The organism is Pantoea sp. B65 (assembly GCF_047308185.1).
Lineage (GTDB): Bacteria > Pseudomonadota > Gammaproteobacteria > Enterobacterales > Enterobacteriaceae > Erwinia.
This window is the reverse complement of the sequence record NZ_JAHXPU010000042.1, coordinates 46884-68292: the sequence shown is the minus strand read 5'-3', so window position 1 is coordinate 68292 and position 21409 is coordinate 46884. Positions and strand designations below refer to the sequence as shown.

Below are 21409 nucleotides of genomic sequence, written 5' to 3'. Positions count from 1 at the left end.
TCAGAATGCAACCCAGCTATCGCATTGGCATTGATGTCGGCGGCACCAACACCGATGCCGTGATCATGAACGGACGTGAAGTGCTGGCCGCCGTCAAGGTCTCTACCAGCGAAGACGTCACCGGCGGTGTACGCGGCGCCTTAGAGCAGGTGCTGGCGCAGTCAGGAATTGCCAGCCAGCATATTTCCGGCGTGATGATCGGCACCACCCATTTTACCAATGCGGTGATCGAACGTAAGCACCTGGTGCGCACCGGTATTATCCGTATCGGCCTGCCCGCCACCGCCAGTATCCCGCCGATGGCCGACTGGCCGGAAGATATCAAATCAATGATTGGCGATGCCAGTTACCTGATTAAAGGTGGCTATGAGTTTGACGGGCGGGAAATCAATCCGCTGGATGAAGAGGCGGTGATCCGCATCGCGGCGGAATTACAGCAAAAAGGCATTGTTTGCGCCGTGGTGAACTCGGTGTTCAGTCCGGTCAACGACAGTATGGAACGCCGCGCCAGTGAACTGCTGCAGCAGTACTACCCGCAATGTGATGTGGTCATGGCATCCGAAGTTGGCCGCGTCGGCCTGCTGGAGCGGGAAAATGCCGCCATCCTTAACGCCAGCCTGCGGCAGTTGAGCAGCAAAACCGTTAACGCCTTTGCGCAGGCTCTGCGCGAATGCCAGCTCGACTGCCCGTTCTTTATCACCCAGAACGACGGCACCCTGATGAATGCCGATTTTGTCCGCCGTTTCCCGGTACTGACCTTTGCCAGCGGTCCAACCAACTCCATGCGCGGCGCGGCCTTTTTATCCGGTTTTCAGGACGCGATTGTGGTGGATGTCGGCGGCACCACCACCGATGTTGGTCTGTTGCAGAAAGGTTTTCCGCGCCAGTCCGCCACGACCGTCAATATCGGCGGCGTGCGCACCAATTTCCGCATGCCGGATATGCTCAGCGTCGGCCTTGGCGGCGGCAGCCTGGTGCGTGGTGATGAAAATGACGTCGCCATCGGTCCTGACAGTGTCGGCTATCGCATCAGTCATGACGCCAGAGTATTTGGCGGTGACATCTTAACCGCCAGTGATATTGCCGTCGCTCTTGGTCGCGCCAGCTTTGGCGACCCGGCCGCCGTCGCCTCCCTGACCCCGCAATTTCTGCGCCAGGCGGCCCAGGTGATGGATCAGATTGTGCAGGATTGTGTCGAGAAAACCCGGTTGTCCTCGTTACCGTTGCCAGTGATTGTGGTGGGCGGCGGCAGCGTACTGCTCGGGCCTGCCATCGGCGGCCTTGAGACGCTGCGCCCGCACCACTATTCGGTGGCAAACGCCGTTGGCGCCGCTATCGCCCAGGTCAGCGGCGAGGTGGACAAAATCTACAGTCTGGAAAATATCACCCGCGAGCAGGCGATTGCCGAAGCGCAGGCGGCGGCAACCGCGCGCGCCATTGAGGCCGGCGCCCGCGCCGACAGCATCAAACTGATTGATAAAGAAGATGTTCCGCTGGCTTATCTGCCCGGGAATGCCACCCGTATCCGTTTAAAAGTTGTTGGCGATTTGGAGCTATAACCATGAAGCGTTTAACCATCAGGGATATTGCAGCGATTGAGGTCGGCGCGGCGATTTTAGGCACCGGCGGCGGCGGCAACCCCTACTACGGTAAGTTGCAGCTAATGGAACAGATGAAAAAAGGGGGCGTGGTTGACGTTATTTCCCTTGATGAACTGGATGACGACGCCTGGGTGGTGTCGCTCGGCGGGATCGGCGCGCCGGCGGTTTCGGTAGAAAAAATCTATCAGGGCGAAGAACTGTGTCGCGCAGTGCAGGCGCTGGAACGGGAAACCGGCCGCAAAGTCGATGCGCTGATCTCCTCGGAAATTGGCGGCGCCAACAGTATGAAACCCATGCTGACCGCCGCGCAACTCGGCCTGCCGATTGTCGATGCCGACGGTATGGGGCGTGCCTTCCCGGAAATGCAGATGACCACCTTCAGTATTTACGGTCATCAGAGCGCCCCCGCGGCGATGTCCGATTCCCATGGCAATACCGTGCTGTTTACCCATCTGACGGGCGAAGTGTGGCTGGAGCGTCTGGCGCGCGCCTGCGTAGTGCAAATGGGCGGTACCGCGGGGATTGCCGAAGCGCCAATGGCGGGCAGCTTTGTGAAACGTTTCTCCGTGCCGGGCACCATTACGCAGGCCATGACGCTGGGCTACGCGGTACTGGATGCCAATCGCGAAAATCGTGACCCGATCGCCGAGATTTGCCGCCGCGAAAGTGGTTGCGTACTGTTCGAAGGCAAGATTGTCGATCTGGAACGTTCCATGAAGGCGGGTTTTACCCGCGGCAAATTGCAGGTTGCGGGCGTTAACCGCTTTAGCGGCGATAACGCGACGGTGGATATCCAGAACGAAAACCTGATTTTTCGACATAACGGCGAGGTGCGTTGCTGCGTGCCGGATCTGATTGTGATCCTCGACCTTGAAACCGGCCATGCCATCACTACCGAAGTATTGCGTTATGGTCAGAAAATCAGTGTGTTGGGCCTGCCATGCCACCCACTGCTACGGACAGAAACCGCACTGCGGGTTATCGGACCGGAAGCGTTTGGCTATCCGGATGTGGTGTACCAGCCACTGGCCGAACCGCCGGTTAAACCTTAATTTTCTTTTTCACGCCCAGGAGCCAGAATGAACAGATTTACCCGCGGTTGCCTTGCCCTGTCAGTGACTGCTGCCCTGCTGATGCCTGCGGCTTATGCCGCCCACCCGGAAATGGCCACCATGAATCTGGTGCAGAATATCGGTACCATCGACCCGGCGAAAATGACCGATTACACCGAATATATGGCGGTAGTGAATTTATATGATGGTCTGACCAATGTCGGACCCAATGGCGAGATTCTGCCGCGGCTGGCAGAATCATGGAAAACCTCTGCCGACGGTAAAGTGGTCACCTTTACCCTGAAAAAGGACGCCACCTTCCAGGATGGCACGCCGGTTACGGCGAAAGATGTGGTGTGGACCGTCAAACGCCTGCTGGCGTTAAACCTCGGCCCGTCGCACTTTTTCAGCGGTACCATTAACGCCGATTCGGTCAGCGCGACGGATAGCCACAGCGTACAGTTTACCCTGTTAAAACCCTCATCCACCTTTCTGGCCACCACGCCGCTGCTGTTTGTGCTGAACAGCACGCTGGCCGAAAAAAATCAGGATAAAGGCGGCTGGGCGGAAGAGTATATCAACAGCCATGCGATTGGCTCCGGGCCTTACCGGCTGGCCGGCTGGCAGCGCGGCAGCAGTATGATGCTGGAGCGCTTTGCCGCTTATGCCGGCGGTTTTCCCGAACATCCGCTGGAAAAGGTACGTCTGCTGACCACCTCTGATGAGTCAACCGTGAAGGCGCTGGCGAATAAAGGCGAACTGCAGCTGACCAGCGTCTATCAGAGTGAGGAGACACTGAGCGCGCTGGCAAAATTACCGGCTTATCAGATACAGACCATGTCCACCGGCACCGGCTATTATCTGAAGCTGAACCATCAGCGGGCGCCAACCGACGATCTCAATATTCGTAAAGCGATTGCCGCCGCGGTGGATTATGAGACCATCAACACTCAGCTGCATCCGGGGGATGCGGCCAGCGGCCCGCTCTCCAGCCTGTTTAAAGGCGCCCACCTCGACACTCTGAAGCCACAGCAGCTGGATATGAAACTGGCGGCCGGGTATGTCGCCAAATCCAAATATGCCGGACAGAAAAATATTCCGCTGGTGCTGGGTTACGTTTCCGGCACCCAGTTTGAAGAGGAGGTGGCGCTGTTGTTGCAGGCCTCGCTGGAAAGCATCGGCTTTAAAGTGACGCTGCAGCCTGACCCGTGGAGCCGGGTAACGGAAATTGCCGGTAAACCGGCCACCACGCCCAACGTCAATCAGATCTTCTTCGGTCCGACCTATCCGTCGCCAGACTCGGTGTTTTATAATCAGTATTCGTCAAAATCCGCAGGCGGCTGGGCATCAATGTCGTGGATAAACGATAAACAGGTCGACAAAATGATCGATGATGCGCGGAACGAACTGGATGAAGCGAAACGTAACGCCATCTATCAGCAGTTGCAGCAATATCTGGTTGACGATCAGTCCGACGTCTATCTGCAAATGACCCGCTACCGTTTTGCCATCGATAAATGCCTGAGCCCGGTGCCCTATATTCCGATGCAGAGCTTCTACTATGACTTCTCGCGCTATCACTGGACCTGTGAATAAGCCCCTCTGAGCCACGGCTTCCTGCGGGAAGCCGTTAGCCGTCAGGCAACCAGCGCCGCCAGCGCATAACCCGCCGCTTTCACCGGATTAATCACCGGCAGCCGGGTATAGGGCGCGACCAGCGCCGCCACATCGGTGGTTGCCATACCGGTACAGGCCAGCGCGATCACTTCGGCGCCATCACGCTCACAGGCCAGCACCGCAGCGATAATCGCCGCTTTGCCCGCTGCGGTATGAATATCATGGGTGCAATTCACCCCCTCCGGCTGATGGTAGGCCACCAGTTTATCCCCCAGCAGCTGATGAAAAATCGCCGGTGCGCTGGCTTCAATGCCAATCGCCCCCACCCGATTACCGTGCGCCAGCGCCTGTCGACAACAGGACTCGCCAGCCCCCACCACCGGAATAGTCAGCTGTTCACGCAGCTGAGCAACCGCCGGATCGGCGGCGCAGCTCACCACCAGCGCATCATACTGCTGTTGCTGAAACGCCAGCCCGAGCGCCAGTAACTTTGGTTCCGCCAGAGCTAAGGTCGCTTCATCATGGATACCGTCCGGCTGATCCGCCAGGCAGCGGGTGGTCAGCTGCACGGAGGGGCAAACGCTGGCAATCAGTTGCTGGTGCATATTGAGGAACTGCTGATCTGATGAAGTGACAACCCGAATAACTGCGACTTTTGCCGACATAACGATGATCCTTTGCGAATCGGGATAGCAATCATCCCTGAATAATTTGGCCGGCGGCAAGGCGGCAAAGCGCTCAACCCCAGCCTGAAGTATAATCGCTATAACATAACGATTAATGCCGTGCGGCGTACAGGGAGAACCTGCTTTTTTTCCTCATTACCACTGTCGACAACCATCAGCGTGTCATTCAGTGGTCATCAACGCCATCAGCAACCAGTGGTATACTGACCGTAAAACCGCATAAGGAGCGAATATGAACGGTCTTACCGTCGACGAAGCACTGGATAAGCTGGAATCAATGTACGACGCGGCAGTTTCCGCACTGCGCGAGGCCATTACCCGCTATATTGCCGATGGCAGCCTGCCGGATGCGGCGCTGCGCGCAGGCGGTCTGTTTGTTTACCCGGAAATCCGCGTCAGCTGGCACGGCAATGCCGCCGATCACCGTCTGTCACGCGCGTTTGGCCGTTTCACCCGCGCCGGTTGCTACACCACTACCGTCACCCGTCCGGCGCTGTTCCGTGCCTATCTGCAGCAGCAGCTGGAGATGCTGAACGGCGAATACCCGATTACGCTGGAAGTGCATCCTTCCGGCCAGGAGATCCCATTCCCCTATGTACTTGATGGTTCCGGTCTGATCCTGGATCGCACCATGAGCGCCGGTATCGCCCAGCACTTTCCAACCACCGAGCTGTCACAAATTGGCGATGAGAATGCCGACGGCCTGTTGCATGCGGGCGAGACTTTCCCACTCTCTCATTTCGATGCGTTGCGCAGTGACTTTTCGCTGGCGCGTCTGAAGCACTACACCGGTACGCCGGTGGAACACTTCCAGTCATGGGTACTGTTTACCAATTACACCCGCTATGTTGATGAGTTTGTACGCTGGGCCTGTGAGCAGATCGCCGCTGCCGGTTCACCTTATCAGGCGCTCTCCTGCGCCGGCAGTATTGTTATCACTGCCGAAACCTCCGATCCGCAGCAGACCATTTCCGATCTGGCATGGAAAAATCATCAGATGCCCGCCTGGCACCTGATTGCCGAAAACGGCCAGGGGATTACGCTGGTCAATATTGGCGTCGGTCCGTCCAATGCGAAAACTATCTGCGACCATCTGGCGGTATTACGTCCGCACGCCTGGCTGATGATCGGCCATTGCGGCGGCCTGCGCGAAAGTCAGAATATTGGCGACTATGTGCTGGCTCACGCCTATCTGCGCGACGATCATGTACTGGATGCGGTGCTGCCGCCGGATATTCCGATTCCAAGCATTGCCGAGGTGCAGCGCGCACTGTTTGACGCCACCAAAATGGTGAGCGCTATGCCTGGCGAAGAGGTCAAGCAGCGTCTGCGTACCGGCACCGTGGTCACCACGGACGATCGCAACTGGGAGCTGCGTTATTCCGCCTCGGCGCTACGCTTTAACCAGAGCCGCGCGGTGGCGGTAGATATGGAAAGCGCCACCATCGCCGCCCAAGGTTATCGCTTCCGCGTACCTTATGGCACCCTGCTTTGCGTCTCGGATAAACCTCTGCATGGTGAAATTAAGTTGCCTGGACAGGCCAATCGTTTCTATGAAGGGGCAATCTCTGAGCATCTGCAAATCGGTATCTGCGCCATTGATCTACTGCGCGCTGAGGGCGACCGCCTGCATTCGCGTAAACTGCGTACCTTTAATGAGCCGCCGTTCCGTTAGTGTGTTATGCGGGGGCCATTAATCGCCCCCGCGATATCGCCAGCAGGAGCGGCATTGCTGCCGCCCGGGCCATCATTACCAGCTATAACTCACCGAAGCCACCATACTGCGGCCACTGCCATAGAAACAGGCGGTGGTATTGCTGCAGGATGAAACATAGTGCTTATCAGTCAGGTTATTAACATTAAACTGCAAGGTGGTGCCTTTTAAGGCCGGTGAAGCCTCACCCAGTTCATACTTCGCCATCAGGTCATACAAGGTGTAATGCGGCACTTTAAAGCCGCCAACCGAGTCACCCCAGGCGGTACCGGTATAACGTACACCGCTACCGAAGGTCAGCCCGTTCAGCACGCCATCATGGAAACGGTAGCTGCCCCAGGCGGAGGCGGCATGGCGTGGAATCGAAGAGGGAGCATGGCCAATCTGCTCTACGGTGCTACTGCTTTTGGTTTCCGCGTCGGTAAAGGTATAAGCCGCCATCAGATTAATTTCAGCCGTCAGCTGACTGTGGATCTCCGTCTCCACCCCCTGCGATTGCACTTCACCAATCTCTTCATAATAACCCAGCGTACTGTTGTACTGGCTGAGGTTCCGCTGTTTGATATCAAATGCCGATACGGTAACCACCGTTTCGCTACCCGGCGGCTGATACTTCACCCCCACTTCCGTTTGCTCGCCGGTAGTCGGTTTAAACGGATCGCTACCCGGCGCACCCGTATTCAGGTTCGGCTCAAACGAAGTGCTGTAACTGATATAAGGCGAGATGCCATTGTGAAACGCATATAACAGTCCGGCGCGACCGGTAAACTTACTGTCATTTTGCTGCGTCTGGCTATCATCGGTACGATCCTGGGTACGCACTTCGGCCCAGTCATTACGCCCTGACAACAGCAAATTCCACTGATCCCACTCCAGCTGATCCTGCAAATAGATGCCAAGCTGATCAAGCTTCTTACGCGTGCTGGTCGCCAGACTCATACTACTTTCATCAACGCTGACGCCGGTCGGATTTAACCAGTCCAGATTGTACTGGTCGCCGCGATCGAGCCACATTTTGCTGTCAACATCACTCCACTTATAGTCGAGACCAGCCAGCAGCGTGTGTTTTACCTCGCCGGTGTCCAGCAGTACTTTCAGCTGGTTATCTATCCCCAGCTCTTCGGACTCGATTTTGTCATGTTGCGGACGGCGACCAATGGTGGTCGGCGCGCCATCAACCCCGGTGGTATACACCAGGTATTTATACGACTCGCTCATGTTGCTGTAGCGCATGTTCTGCGTGAAGGAGACGCCGTCATTAAAGTTATGCTCAAAGATATAACCCACCGAGGTCTGTTCGCGGCGCGCCTGGTGATAGCCCGGATCGCTGACGTTAAAGTCGTATGGGATAGTATTGCCATTGACCGGCGCCACGGTACCGTCATAAGGCAGGAAGTTGCGGAAACCTGCTTCCGGCTCGTTGCTATAACTGGTTAACAGCGTGATGCTGGTAGCTTCATTCGGTAGCCAGGTGAGCGCCGGAGCAATCGCCATGCGCTGCTGCTTCTCATTCCTGACAAATTCATGTTTGGTGCTGGCAATCCCGTTCAGCCGGTAAAACAGGTTGTAGTCATCATTCAGAGCGCCGCCGAAATCAAACGCCGCCTCAGCCAGATGCTGATTACCGCTGCTGAATTTCACCTGGTGAATGCTTTCTGCCGTCGGACGTTTGCTGGTCATATTGATCAGCCCGCCGGGGTTAACCTGACCATAAAGTACTGATGCCGGACCGTGCACCAATTCCACACGCTCTAACAACCATGGGTCAACCTGACCGGCGGTAGCCCCCTGCCCTGACAAACCATAACTCAGACCATCAAGAAACTTGGGCGCATAGCGGAAGCCGCGACTGATCACTTCATCGTTGCGGTTGGAGCTGCCGCGATAGTTGGTCACGACGCCGCTACTGTAGCTCAGCGCATCAGACACTGACGGCGCCGCCTGGTCGTCCATTTGCTGACGGGTGATCACCGAAATAGCCTGCGGCGTTTTTCTCAACGGGGTGGCGCTCTTGGTGCCGGCAGCGCTCTGTTTTGCCACTATGCCTTTGAGCGGCGAAGTGACGCTTTCCTGTGCGCTGGCGGTCACCGTCAGGGTATCTTCCGTAGCCGCCATCGCCGGCGCCCATGGCGTTATCATTAAGGTGGAAGCCAGTAACAGGCGCGGACGCACGCTGTCGGCACCTAATGCACTGAATTTTATCTGTGGTTTTTTTATTCGGTTAAACATCCTGGTATCCCTGTCGGTATTGTTATTGCTTTCGTCCGGCACGCCGTCCACTACTTTTCGACGAACCTTTTCCCTCGTTTTCCGCTATAAACCCTTGCCACTACGGAAAATAACTCTGGCTCACGAGGTTGCCCGGCATGCTATTTCAAACGTAAATGATTCTCAATGACATTCGCATTAGTATTTCTTAAGATAGATTTCGCCGACAAAGTGTTAGGCTCTGTTGCGAAAAGTTACGAAGGACAAGTTGATGAAAAAAAGAACAAATCTGATGCCTGCCCTGCAACCTCAGGGTTGTACGGCGCAGCTGCTGGCGGCCGCGAACCTGGGTCAGCAGCAATGGTGGCAACAACTGGCAGAAATCGGCACCCCGCTGGCAGAAGCGCAGCCAGGCAAGGATGTGATGATGAGTTACTTCTGGCGCGATCCCGCCGGTAATGAGCAACAATCCAGCACCGTGCAGGTTTATATTGATGTCGATGGCGTGACTGACCATCACAGCCAGCAGCCACAAAGTATGCAGCGTCTGAGCGGCACCGATGTCTGGTACTGGTCAGCCCTGATTGACCCGCGCTGGCGTGGCAGCTACTGCCTGATCCCCATCAGCCGCAACCATCTGCCGCCAGCTTTCAGTGCCGATGCCGCCACTGCCAGCCAGCAACAGCGCCAGTGGTGGATCTCACTGTTCCCGCTGGCTATCGCCGACCCACTGAATCCACTGCGCCCGCACTTTACCAGCCGTCGTCAGGCGCTCTCCCCGGCGCATATGCCTGCGGCTCCGCAACAGCCAGGCTGGCAGGATTTCGATAGCGGAGCCAATATCGCTGCCGATCCGGCGCGCCTGCAGCGCTTTCACTGGCAAAGCAGACTACTGGGTAACCAGCGGCCAATCTGGCTGTATACCAGCGGCGCCAGCGCACTGCCGGAACAACGGCCGTTAATTATCATGCTGGATGGTCAGAACTGGGCGCAAAATATGCCGCTGTACTCGGCGATCGATCGACAAACTGCCGGGGGCCAGTTGCCTGCTGCCTGCTGGCTGTTTATTGATGTAATTGATATGGTGCACCGCGGGCAGGAATTACCCTGTAATCCGCATTTCTGGCAGGCGTTACAGCAGGAGTTATTGCCTCAGGCACGCAGTCTGACGCCCTTTAGCGATGATCCGCAGCGTACGGTCGTTGCCGGTCAGAGCTACGGCGGCCTCGCCGCACTGTATGCCGGACTGCACTGGCCGCAACGCTTTGGCCGCGTACTGAGCCAGTCTGGTTCATTCTGGTGGCCGGATCTGAAAGTGATGGCGCAACCGGATGCTCAGCAGAGCGGCTGGCTGACAAAGCAGGTTGCCCGTCGTAAAGCGGCGGCCGCCGACCTGAGCATTTTTATGGAGTCGGGCAGCACGGAGGCGGATATCAGCTTTGTGAACCGGCAAATGCTACAGGCGTTGCAGGCGGCCGGTTTGCGGGTAAATTACCGCGAATATATCGGTGGCCACGATCCTCTCTGCTGGCGCGGCGGGCTGATTGACGGACTACAGACGCTGCTTAACGCCGTGCGCTAGCGTTCTCCGACCGGCGCTTAACGCGCCGGTGCCGGGTGAAAGCGTCCGCAGGGCACAATCAGCGGCGTATGCGATACCGGGTCATCAATAATGATGCTGTCCATCCCAAACACCTGCTGTACCAGTTCCGCGCTGATAATTTCCGCCGGTTTCCCCTCGGCAATAATTTGCCCGCGGTGCATCACAATCAGATGATCGGCATAGCGACAGGCCTGATTGAGATCGTGCAACACCGCAATCAGCGTGTGGCCAGACTGCTGGTTAAGCTGACGAAACAGATCCAGCAGCTCGATCTGATGCGCGATATCCAGCCAGGTGGTCGGTTCATCCAGCAACAGCAACGGCGTCTGCTGCGCCAGCACCATTGCCACCCATACCCGCTGCCGCTGCCCGCCGGAGAGTTCATCGACGCTGCGGTTGGCCAGATCCGCCACGCTGGTTGCGACCATTGCCGCATCGACCGCCTGGCGGTCGGCTTCACTCCACTGCTTTAACAGACTTTGATGCGGATAGCGGCCACGCGCCACCAGTTCCGCCACGCTAATGCCCTCCGGCACTATCGCATGCTGTGGCAACAGCCCCAGCTGGCGGGCCAGCGCTTTGGTTCCCAGCTGATGGATATCCCGGCCATCCAGCAGTACCTGCCCGGCACGCGGTTTTAGCAACCGGCAAAGCGCACGCAGCAGCGTCGATTTACCACAGGCGTTGGGACCGATAATCACGCTGAACTGTTTGTCCGGAATAGTGACGCTCAGATCGCTGGCAATCACTTTCTGCTCATAGGCCAGCGTCAGCGCCGATGCCTGTAAACGACTATTCATAATGGTATTCATAATTAGCGACGAGACTCACGGATCAACAGCCAAATCAGATACAGGCCGCCAATGCTGACGGTGACGGCGCCAACCGGCAACTGCACGCCGTTGAAGCTGTGCTGTGCCGTTATATCAGCAGCCAGAAGTAACAGTGCGCCAGTGGTGGCGGCAGAAAACAGCGGCACCGAACTGGCATGAGTCATACGGCGCGCGATTTGCGGCGCCGCCAGTGCAATAAAGGAGATCGGTCCGGCGCTGGCGGTGGCAATCGCCGTAAGGATAATCCCGAACAGCATCAGCCACAGGCGGCTGGCTTCAGCATTTACGCCGAGCGCACGCGCACTGTCGTCCCCCATCTCCATCAGCTGCAGACGTTTACCCATTAGCAGCACCATGATAATGGTCAGCGGAATACAGAGTAACGCCGGTTGTCCTTTGGCCCATGTCATGCCATTCAGCGAACCCGCCCCCCACAGGGCGGCACTCATCGCACTTTCCAGCGAGCTGGTGACAATCAGCCAGGTATTAAAGGCAGACAGCAGCGCGGCTACCCCCAGCCCGACAATAATCAGACGAAAGCCGACAATACCCTCACGCCATGCCAGCAGCCAGACCAGCGCGGCCGCGGCGATGCCGCCCAGCAATGCGCCGCTGGCAATCTGATAGTAGCTGCCATTGAGCAGAATAATGGTCACCAGCGCGCCAGTATAGGCACCGGTATTAAAACCCACCACATCCGGACTACCCAGCGGATTACGGATCGCCGACTGAAAGATCGCCCCGCTGACGCCCAGACCGGCCCCCAGCAATAGCGCCAGCACAATGCGCGGTGCGCGCCACTGGGCCACCACGGTGATCACACCAGGCTCCCCCATGCCGTGCAGCGCCTGCCAGACCTGCGCCAGCGTCAGATTTAAGCTGCCGTAGCACAGGGAAAACACCGCCAGCAGCAGTGACAGTAGCAACAATACGCCGTTAGTCAGCACCACCCGTAATGACACCCGACTGTTGATCATGCCGCGGGAATTACCCAGCAGCAACGTTCTGGCTACCAAGCGACTCTCCTTAATGTTTGCGTTGCCGCACCAGCCAAATCAGCACTGGCGCCCCAATAAATGCGGTGACCACAGAGACACGGAGTTCACCCGGCACCAGCAGCCGCCCGACAATATCGGCAGCCAGCAGCAGCACCGGCGCCAGCAGAAAAGAGGCGATCAGGATCCAGCGTTGATCCGAGCCAAACCACCAGCGCGCGACGTGCGGGATCATCAGCCCGACAAAACCGATCGGTCCCACCAGTGCGGTGGTGGATCCGCAGAGCAGCATTACCGCCACTACCGCCAGCAGGCGGATTAGCACCACCCGGGTGCCGAGCGCCGCCGCCATCTCCTCGCCCATGCTCAGATTATTCAGCGCCCGTGCCGATACCAGCGCCAGCAGACAACCGGCGACAATCGCCGGCGCAACCAAACGGACATGGCTCAGAGAACGAATATCAAGAGTGCCAGCCTGCCAGATACGCATCTGATCGAAAGTCTGCGGATTAAGCAGCGTCAGCGAGGAGGTCATCCCGGCCAGCACCGCCGTCAGCGCCACCCCCGCCAGCGTCAGGCGCACCGGATTACCCCTGCCGCCGCCGGGCGAACCAATCAGCCAGACGGCGAGACTGGCCAGTAATGCGCCGCCCCAGGCGAAGCCCAGCCAGCCGGTCATCCCGCTGACGCCAAACAGGCTGATACCGACCGCAATCGCAAAGCTGGCCCCGGCATTCACCCCTAAAATACCCGGGTCGGCCAGCGGATTGCGGGTTAACGCCTGAATTACCGCGCCAGCGCCGCCAAGCGCCAGCCCGGCAAGGATCCCGGCGATGGTGCGCGGCAAACGCGCATCAACCACGATCACACTGTCGGCGTTTTGTAGCTGACCCGTCAGGCTAAGCCAGACATCCGTCGGGCTGATGGTTTTCGCGCCCAGCAGCAGGCTGGCGATACTGAGCAGCAGCAGTAACAGCAGTAACACGCCACTCATACTGACCTGACGCCGCGCGCTGTAGTGGGTGACGTCTGGCGGCGATTTCAGCTGGCGTGACAACGCGCTGGTCATGGTTTCGCCGGCGGCGGCGCCGCGGCAAAATGCTGCTCAATCCGGTTCAGCATATTGCTGGCGCTGTAGTAATCGAGACGGAACGTATCCGGCCCCATGGCGTAAACGCGCTGTTGCTGCACGGCATCAAGATGCAGCAGAAAAGGATTGCGGCTGACCTGGTTTACCGTCGCATCGTCGGCGGAGAACAGTAACAGCGTCCGGCCATTCACCCCGGAAGCCATATTTTCGCCTGCCAGCTGGATAATATCATTGCGCTTACCCATGCTGGTTTGCGGAGTAATGGTGGCTGGCAGCGTGGCGAGGGTGAAACCCAGTTCGGTTAATAATTGTCCCTGCGCGGACGCCGGCGTCCACAGGTTTACGCCGCGGCCATCTTCGTAGTAAACCAGCGCCGAGACCGGCTGTGGTGGCAGGGTAATCGCCTGTTTTACTGCCGCCACATGCTGTTCAAAACCCGCAATGCGCTGGCGCGCATCGGCTTCATGCCCGGTAATACTGCCCAGTTCGGTCGCCAGCTGTTGCCAGCTTTTATTACCATAATCAATCACCAGTGTTGGGGCGATAGTCGACAGCTGGTCATAGAGTTTCAGTGCCGAATCGCCGCCGGTGGCGGCCATCACAATCAAATCCGGAGCTTCGGCCGCTATCGCTTCGGCATTAGGCTCGGTAATGTAGAGCGATTTCACCTGACGCGCTTTGGCCTGCTGACCCCACTGACTGAAAAACCCCTGATCATCCGCCACTGAGGTATTACGGCTGGTGGCGCCGGAAGCGATAACCGGCGCATCAATAGCCAGTAAAGTACCGGTCAGCGTGACGCTGGTGGAGACAATACGCTGCGGCGCATGGTTCAGTGTGAGTGGTCCTTTTGGCGTCTGCAGCGTTCGTGGCCACTCCCCTTGCGACTTGTCCGCCGTCTGCGCCACTGGCTGCGCACTCTGACTATTGTCGCAACCCGTCAATATCAGGGCCAGCGGCAGCATCAGCAATACCGTCAGCGGAGCTGCATTTTTTAACAGAGAATTTTTCATTTATTAACGATTTTAACGTAAATGAGTATTATTATCATACAGTGAATCTTATTGAATTGAAACGCCTTTATCCCCTTCAGCCGCCGCCGTGACGGATTATTGCCGGACGAAAAAGGACTTTTCGTGCTCTGCCAGATAAATAAATTGATTATTGTTCAGGCCTTAACCATCCTTGCTTTATCCCCCCTGTTTTTCTGATTTGCTGGAATTCACTTGCAAAAGCTGTACACAAAACTGCTGCGCGCCATTCAGTCTACCGGCTGGTATCCGAAACGGCGTTCCTACCATGTTCTGCTACGGCGTGAAATTACCCCGCTCGCCGTGCCGATCTTCTTCGAAAATACCTGTGTATTGCTGATGGGAGTGCTCAGCACTTTTCTGGTCAGTCGTTTAGGGAAAGAGGCGATGGCTGCCGTCGGGCTGGCCGAAAGTTTCAGCATGGTGATTATTGCCTTCTTTGCCGCCGTCGATCTCGGCACCACCGTGGTGGTGGCATTCAGTCTGGGCAAACGTAATCGTAAACGGGCGCGTGCCGCCACCCGCCAGTCGTTAGTACTGATGACGCTGGCTTCAGTGGTGCTGGCGCTGGTGATCGAGTTCTCCGGCACGGCGATAATCGATCTGATTGCCGGTGCCGCAGAGCCACAAGTGAAAGCGTTAGCGCTAATCTATTTACGCATTACAGTCTGGAGTTACCCGGCGGCGGCTATCGCCCTGATTGGCTGCGGCGCCCTGCGCGGCGCGGGTAATACCAAAATGCCGATGTTAATTAATGGCGGGATGAATATCCTGAATATTATTATCAGCAGCATCTTAATTTACGGCTGTTTTTCCTGGCACGGAATGGGGTTTATCGGCGCGGGGATTGGACTGACCCTGTCGCGCTATATCGGCGCCGCGGCGGTGATCTATGTGCTGATGATTGGCTTTAACCCGGCGCTGAAAATCACCCTGAAAAGTTACTTTACCCGTATGAACGGCTCCATCCTGATGGAAGTCCTCAGCATCGGTCTGCCTGCCAGTATTGAATCGGTGCTGTTTAATGGCGGCAAGCTGCTCACCCAGGTGTTTGTCGCCGGTATGGGGACCAATGTGATTGCCGGTAACTTTATTGCGTTCTCAATCGCCTCCTTAATCAACCTGCCGGGAAACTCATTAGGTTCCGCGGCGACGATTATTGTCGGTACCCGCCTTGGAAAACATCAAATCGGCCAGGCAGAACGTCAGTTAAAACATATTTTCTGGCTGTCCACTTTCTTCTTATGCGTGCTGGCGCTGATCTCGGTACCGCTGGCCGGCGTACTGGCGTCGTTCTACACCAGTGAGCAGGATGTGATTGATGTGGTGAAAATACTGGTGTGGCTGAATGCCGCCTTTATGCCGGTATGGGCCGCCTCCTGGGTGCTGCCGGCCGGGCTGAAAGGGGCACGTGATGCGCGTTACACCATGTGGGTGTCGATGCTAAGTATGTGGGGCTGCCGTATTGTGGTCGGCTATACCCTTGGCATTGTATGCGACTTTGGCGTGGTCGGTATCTGGCTGGGTATGTTCTTTGACTGGATTGTGCGCGCCATCTGCTTCTGGTGGCGGATGGTCAGTGGCCGCTGGTTATGGAAATACCCGCGCACGCCGACTGCCGACTGACCCTTCGCTGGCCGTTTCTGCTTTCATCCTGTTGCCCCGGTGGTTGCGCGCGGATTACCTCTGCGCGCCGCAATTCTGCGCCAGATGCCGAAAAATTACCGCCCCGGCCGCGACCCGCCTCACAATTTCGTTTCCTGATAATCACGCACTTTATCGGCTCAGATACACTGGTTTTTAACTTGTTTGTAACCTGTGAGGTCGCTGCGATGAAACCCGCCATACTGGTGGTTGACGATGATCACGCCATCTGTGAACTGCTCAACGATGTGCTAAATGAACAGGGTTTTGCCGTGTACAGCTGCCAGCGTGGTGCGGATGCGCAGGCATTATTGTCCCGCCATGCAGAAATCGCGCTGGTGATGCTGGATATGATTTTACCGGATACCAATGGCCTGCTGCTGCTACAGCAGATGCAGCGTCTGCGTCCCGAATTGCCGGTCATTATGCTCACCGGCATGGGCACGGAGTCAGACTTTGTCGTCGGGCTGGAGATGGGGGCCGATGACTATATCGCCAAACCGTTTAATCCACGGCTGGTGGTGGCGCGCGCTAAAGCGGTGTTGCGCCGTAGCGGTATCGGCCCGCTGGAAAACCCGCACCATAGCTGGAGTGGCTGGCTGTTTAATGGCTGGCGGCTGGATGAAAATCGCTGTGTATTGCTGAATCCACAGCGCGATGAGGTCGTTCTGACGCAGGGCGAGTACGCGCTGCTGCTGGCGATGATCCGCCATGCGCGTAAAGTACTGACGCGCGATCAGTTACTTGAGCTGACGCACAGTGAAACTCTCGATGTCTTTGATCGCACCATTGATGTGCTGATTATGCGGTTGCGCAGAAAAATTGAAGTCAATCCGCACCAGCCAACTCTGATTCGTACTATTCGCGGGCTGGGCTATGTCTTTTCCGCCGATGCGGTCCGCCCGGAGACACCGCTAATCACCAGCCGTATTGCCTGACGAATATGGCGCCCTCTGCTGGGTTTCAGATAGCCACAGGGCGGGATTTATTCCGCCCGCTGTCTCATGCAACACGGGAGCCATCAATGGCTCGCTGGAGGGTTTCAGATACAGCCGGCATTAAGGCAGATAGCGCGCATACTCATTGCACAGCAACCAGCGTGGCGCTTCGTCATCCTCGACAGGATTAAAACGTGGCCGCGGCGTCAGGAAATAGTTATCCGTATCGTCATCATTGATCATCGAAACTTCCCCCACCAGCACATCGCCCAGCCCGGCTTCCCCCCAGAAACTGTGATAAATGCCCGGAGCCAGCGTCACACTCTCACCCGGCGATAAACGAATTTGCGTACCCGCCGCATGGGTCTGACGAAAACCATCAATCGCCACCGTCACCGGGCGGTTATCCGGCGCTTCACCGTGACGATGGTACAACTCGACGATCAGGTTGCCGCCAGCGCGATTAATGATATCTTCCATTTTGCGCCAGTGAAAATGCATCGGCGTCACCTGCCCCTCGCGGCAATGCATGATTTTTTCGGCATAGCATTTGGCGTAAGGCGCCCCGCCCGGTGAACCGTTGCGCAGCGTAAACAGCGTCAGCCCGGTATGCAGAAAATCGTCACTGCCAAACGAGGTAACATCCCAGCCCAGCTGCAGATCGAATACCTCACGCCACTCCTCACGCGCCAGCTGTTGCCACTGCTGCAGCGGGAACTCCGCCCAGCGTGGCAGATGCACATCCTGACGGGCAAAGAACTCACGCGTTTGCTGCAAAATCGCGTTAACCTCAGAGCGCTTCATCAGTTTCTCTCCTGTCCGGCCGGGCAGACCGCCGTCAGACTGTCTGCCCGGGCGTCGCTTATTTCACCGTCCAGCCTTTGTATTCGCCGACATTGTGACGGTCGATCATTTTCACCGGGATCAGCACTGTCTCTTTCGGCGCGGGTTTGCCCTGCAAAATATCATAGCCAATCTCCACCGCCCGTGCCGCCATCACCTGCGGATCCTGCGCCGGAGTGGCGACAAACAGCGAGTTTTTCCGTTTCAGCGCTTCTTCGCCATCAGGCGAGCCGTCAACGCCGACAATAAAGAACTCGCTACGCTGCGCCTGTTTCGACGCCAGGTCGGCGCCAATGGCGGTTGGGTCATTAATAGCAAATACCGCGTCAAGTTTCGGATTGGCAGACAGTAATGAGGTCATCACTTCCAGCCCGCCTTCGCGACTGCCTTTGGCATTCTGGTTCGAGGAGAGCACTTTAATATCCGGATGCTTGTTAAACTCCCCCATGCAACCGGATACCCGGTCCTGGATCGAGGAGACCGGCGGTCCGTTAATGATCACCACATCGCCCTTGTTTTTCAGCCGTTCAGAGATGTACTGACAAGCCAGCATCCCGGCCTGAGTGTTATCGGAGGTGATGGAGGCATCGGCGCCATCTGCCGTCACGTCTACCGCGACCACCACGATACCGGCATCGCGCGCACGTTTTACCGCTGGCGCAATCCCCTTCGAATCAGCGGCGCCGAGAATAATCATATCGACCTTCGCTGCGATAAAATTATCAATCTGCCCCACCTGCTGGCCGAGATCATAACCACTGGAGACCAGCGTGACGTTAACATTATCGCCCGCCAGTTCCCGCGCCTTCATCTCGGCACCTTTGGCGATCTGCACAAAAAACGGGTTAGCCAGATCCCCCACGGTGACGCCAATGTTCTTTAGTGATTTTGCCTGGGCCAGCGGCGCAGCCACCAGCATACTTGCGGCCAGAAGCCCGCTAATTATCGGATTGAAACGCATAGACCCTCTCCTGTATCGGTTGTCGCCAACAGCAGAATGGCGTGTCAGTTGAGCTGGCAAACCTCTAGTTTGCCTGGTGATGTCGGGTACGATATTTGTCAATTAACACAGCAATAATGATCACCGCACCCTTGATCACCAGCTGCCAGAAATAGGAGACCCCCATCAGCGTCATACCGTTATTTAATGTGGCGATAATCAGCGCGCCGATTAGCGTGCCGGTAATGGTGCCGATACCGCCGACAAAGCTGGTGCCGCCAAGGATCACTGCGGCAATGGCATCCAGCTCATAGCCAACGCCAAGATTGCCGTTTGCGCTATACAACCGCGAGGCGCTCATCAGGCCAGCCAGCCCGGAAAGCAGTCCGCTGGCGGCATAGACAAACAGCAGTACTGCTCCGACTTTAATCCCGGTCAGGCGCGCCGCTTGCAGATTGCCGCCCACCGCATAGATATGCACCCCCAGCGTGGTGCGACGCAGAATAAACCAGCAGAGGGCCACTACCGCAAAAGCGATAATGATCAGCCACGGCAGCGGCCCGAGGTAACCATTGCCGATCCATTCAAAATTGATATCGGAGTTAATCACCGTGGTGCCGTCCGCCAGCAAATAAGCGGCGCCGCGCATTGCGGTGTAGGTGCCAAGGGTGACAATAAACGGCGGTAACCCGGCCCAGGCGACCAGTACGCCGTTAAACAACCCCATCAGCAACCCGGCGCCCAGCGCCGCCGGAATCGTCAGATTAGCCAGCGCCGGGTCGCGTGAACTCACCATCGCCACCACCGCGGCGGTGCCCAGCATTGAGCCTACCGACAGATCGATACCGCCGGTCAGAATGATAAAGGTCATCCCTGCCGCCAGCACAATATTGATCGAGGCCTGACGGGTGATATTCAGCAGGTTAGATTCGGTAAAAAAATTGGGCGTGACCAGACCAAAGACCGCCACAATCAGGATCAGAATCGGCAAAATACCAATGGTTTGCATCATGTCGGCCATCAGCACACGCTTCAGCGTCGGGTTTTTGCTACGCACAGGGGCAGAGTGGGTCATGGTTGGCTCCTCAGACGTTAACCGGTTGCGGAAGATCAACGCCGGTCGCCAGCGTCATAATGTTCTCCTGGGTAATACGTTCACCCTGTAGCTCGCCGACAATCGCGCCTTCACGCATCACATAAACCCGATCGCTCATCCCGACCACTTCCGGCAGCTCACTGGAGATCATTAAGATCGCCACCCCCTGCTGCGCCATCTGGTTCATCATGCGGTAGATCTCGCTTTTGGCGCCGACATCGACACCGCGCGTCGGCTCATCCAGTAACAGAATGCGCGGACCAATCGCCACCCAGCGTGAAATCAGCAGCTTCTGCTGGTTGCCGCCGGACAGCCCGCCGGCACGTACCTGCGCATGAGGCACGCGAATATTGAGCGCCTGAATGGCGTCGCCGGAAATTTTCTGTCCTTTGCGCCGATCCAACAGGCCGTAATGAGCATCGCGTTCAATGGTCGCCATAACGATATTTTCATGCGCGGCAAGCTCCAGAAACAGCCCCTGCTCTTTACGGTTTTCCGTCAGATAACCAATACCCAGCGCAATCGCTTCCCGTGGCGAAGTGATATGCACCGGCAACTGATCCACCGCTACCGTGCCGTTACTGGCTTTACGCACGCCAAAAATCAGCTGCGCCAGTTCCGAACGTCCGGCGCCTACCAGCCCGGCAAGCGCCACAATCTCGCCCGCGCGCACTTCGAGGCTGCAGGGACGAATTTTTTCGCCATCGGTCAGACCATCAACGGTGAGGCGCGGCGCGCCATCGGTAATGGATGGTTTCTTGTTAAACAGATCACTGAGCGGCCTGCCGACCATCATGCGCACCAGTTCGGTCGCATTAAGATTTTCACGCGTCAGGCTGCCCACATACTGGCCGTCACGCAGCACGCTAACCCGGTCGGAAAGCTCATAGACCTCCGCCATACGATGGCTGATATAGATAATCGCCATCCCTTCTGCGCGCAGCCGTTTAATTAGCGCAAATAACTGCTCCGTCTCCCGTGACGACAGGGCCGCGGTCGGCTCGTCCATCACTAAAATACGGCTGTTACGGTGTAAAGCGCGGGCAATCTCCACCTGTTGCTGTTCGGCAATACTCAGCTTCATCACCCGATCGGTCGAAGAGAAACGGGCATGCAGGCGGTCGATCACCTTTTGCGCTTCCTGCGCCATCTGCCGCCGTTTCACCAGCCCATAGCGCTGAATTTCACTGCCCAGAAAGATGTTTTCTGCCACCGTCAAATTCGGCGCCAGATTCATCTCCTGATAGATCAGCGTAATCCCCGCTTCCAGCGCCTCCTTCGGCCCTTTTATCACCTTCGGCTGGCCGTCAATCAGGATCTCGCCACTACTGGCGCTATAGGCGCCGGCCAGAATTTTCATTAAGGTGCTTTTACCGGCGCCGTTTTCTCCCATAAGCGCATGCACCTCGCCCGGATAAACCGTCAGGCTGACATCTCTCAAGGCCCAGAACTGACCAAAGCGGCGCGAGATATGTTTCATTTCCAGAATCGCTGTCGCTGCCATGCCATACACCTTGC

17 protein-coding genes are annotated in these 21409 nt (G+C 57.0%); 7 read left to right on the top strand and 10 right to left on the bottom strand.

Translation table 11 applies throughout. From position 1 onward, the window contains the following. Nucleotides 1-5 precede the first annotated feature (5 nt). Genes JWF83_RS21675 through JWF83_RS21665 form a run of 3 tightly spaced genes read left to right on the top strand, consistent with a single transcriptional unit; the run spans nt 6 to nt 4249 of the window. A complete protein-coding gene (locus tag JWF83_RS21675; RefSeq protein ID WP_413652581.1) occupies nt 6-1559 on the top strand; it encodes a hydantoinase/oxoprolinase N-terminal domain-containing protein in 1554 nt (517 codons plus the stop codon). A gap of 2 nt (nt 1560-1561) precedes the next feature. Continuing rightward, nucleotides 1562-2653 (top strand): DUF917 domain-containing protein, encoded by a 1092-nt coding sequence (locus JWF83_RS21670; protein ID WP_413652579.1) that lies wholly within the window; start codon nt 1562-1564, stop codon nt 2651-2653. 27 nt (nt 2654-2680) lie between these two features. Then, a complete protein-coding gene (locus JWF83_RS21665) occupies nt 2681-4249 on the top strand; it encodes an ABC transporter substrate-binding protein (protein WP_413652577.1) in 1569 nt (522 codons plus the stop codon). A 41-nt stretch (nt 4250-4290) separates the two neighbouring features. Here the strand turns inward: JWF83_RS21665 and JWF83_RS21660 are convergent, their stop codons facing one another. Further along, nucleotides 4291-4935 (bottom strand): aspartate/glutamate racemase family protein, encoded by a 645-nt coding sequence (locus JWF83_RS21660; protein ID WP_413652576.1) that lies wholly within the window; start codon nt 4933-4935, stop codon nt 4291-4293. A gap of 253 nt (nt 4936-5188) precedes the next feature. On the opposite strand from JWF83_RS21660, the gene JWF83_RS21655 reads away from it, so the two are divergent. Further along, complete coding sequence (locus JWF83_RS21655; RefSeq protein WP_413652574.1) at nt 5189-6631, top strand: AMP nucleosidase; 1443 nt, start codon at nt 5189-5191, stop codon at nt 6629-6631. 75 nt (nt 6632-6706) lie between these two features. Here JWF83_RS21655 and JWF83_RS21650 read toward each other — a convergent pair whose 3' ends face one another. Continuing rightward, entirely contained in the window at nt 6707-8899 is a 2193-nt protein-coding gene (locus tag JWF83_RS21650) for a TonB-dependent siderophore receptor (protein WP_413652572.1), read from the bottom strand. Between the two features lie 250 nt (nt 8900-9149). Here JWF83_RS21650 and fes point away from each other — a divergent pair, with 250 nt between their 5' ends. Continuing rightward, nucleotides 9150-10460, top strand: a complete 1311-nt coding sequence (fes, locus tag JWF83_RS21645) for an enterochelin esterase (RefSeq protein WP_413652571.1) — start codon at nt 9150-9152, stop codon at nt 10458-10460. A gap of 17 nt (nt 10461-10477) precedes the next feature. Here fes and JWF83_RS21640 read toward each other — a convergent pair whose 3' ends face one another. The 4 genes from JWF83_RS21640 to fepB are packed head-to-tail and all read right to left on the bottom strand — an operon-like array spanning nt 10478 to nt 14412. Next, a complete protein-coding gene (locus JWF83_RS21640) occupies nt 10478-11281 on the bottom strand; it encodes an ABC transporter ATP-binding protein (protein ID WP_413652570.1) in 804 nt (267 codons plus the stop codon). 14 nt (nt 11282-11295) lie between these two features. Further along, nucleotides 11296-12330 (bottom strand): iron-enterobactin ABC transporter permease, encoded by a 1035-nt coding sequence (gene fepG / locus JWF83_RS21635; protein WP_413652568.1) that lies wholly within the window; start codon nt 12328-12330, stop codon nt 11296-11298. 10 nt (nt 12331-12340) lie between these two features. Further along, on the bottom strand, nt 12341-13378 hold the full coding sequence (fepD, locus tag JWF83_RS21630) for a Fe(3+)-siderophore ABC transporter permease (protein WP_413652566.1): 1038 nt from the start codon (nt 13376-13378) through the stop codon (nt 12341-12343). After that, nucleotides 13375-14412, bottom strand: a complete 1038-nt coding sequence (gene fepB / locus JWF83_RS21625) for a Fe2+-enterobactin ABC transporter substrate-binding protein (protein WP_413652564.1) — start codon at nt 14410-14412, stop codon at nt 13375-13377. Before fepB ends, fepD begins: the two co-directional genes overlap by 4 nt. A 213-nt stretch (nt 14413-14625) precedes the next feature. Here fepB and JWF83_RS21620 point away from each other — a divergent pair, with 213 nt between their 5' ends. Both JWF83_RS21620 and JWF83_RS21615 read left to right on the top strand, forming a co-directional pair. Beyond that, nucleotides 14626-16056, top strand: a complete 1431-nt coding sequence (locus JWF83_RS21620) for an EmmdR/YeeO family multidrug/toxin efflux MATE transporter (RefSeq protein WP_413652562.1) — start codon at nt 14626-14628, stop codon at nt 16054-16056. Between the two features lie 206 nt (nt 16057-16262). Then, nucleotides 16263-17012: a response regulator gene (locus JWF83_RS21615; protein WP_413652561.1), complete on the top strand. Its 750-nt coding sequence runs from the start codon at nt 16263-16265 to the stop codon at nt 17010-17012. A gap of 120 nt (nt 17013-17132) precedes the next feature. On the opposite strand, the gene JWF83_RS21610 is transcribed toward JWF83_RS21615, so the two are convergent. The 4 genes from JWF83_RS21610 to JWF83_RS21595 all read right to left on the bottom strand — a co-directional run bounded on the left by JWF83_RS21610 (nt 17133) and on the right by JWF83_RS21595 (nt 21395). Continuing rightward, nucleotides 17133-17816, bottom strand: coding sequence for a D-lyxose/D-mannose family sugar isomerase (locus JWF83_RS21610; protein WP_413652560.1), 684 nt, complete (start codon nt 17814-17816; stop codon nt 17133-17135). 58 nt (nt 17817-17874) lie between these two features. Then, on the bottom strand, nt 17875-18816 hold the full coding sequence (locus JWF83_RS21605; protein ID WP_413652559.1) for an ABC transporter substrate-binding protein: 942 nt from the start codon (nt 18814-18816) through the stop codon (nt 17875-17877). Nucleotides 18817-18880: 64 nt separating this feature from the next. Further along, the gene (locus JWF83_RS21600; protein ID WP_413652558.1) at nt 18881-19870 is read right to left on the bottom strand and encodes an ABC transporter permease subunit; all 990 of its coding nucleotides are present in this window, start codon (nt 19868-19870) and stop codon (nt 18881-18883) included. A 10-nt stretch (nt 19871-19880) separates the two neighbouring features. Continuing rightward, nucleotides 19881-21395, bottom strand: a complete 1515-nt coding sequence (locus JWF83_RS21595) for a sugar ABC transporter ATP-binding protein (RefSeq protein WP_413652557.1) — start codon at nt 21393-21395, stop codon at nt 19881-19883. Nucleotides 21396-21409: the final 14 nt, after the last annotated feature.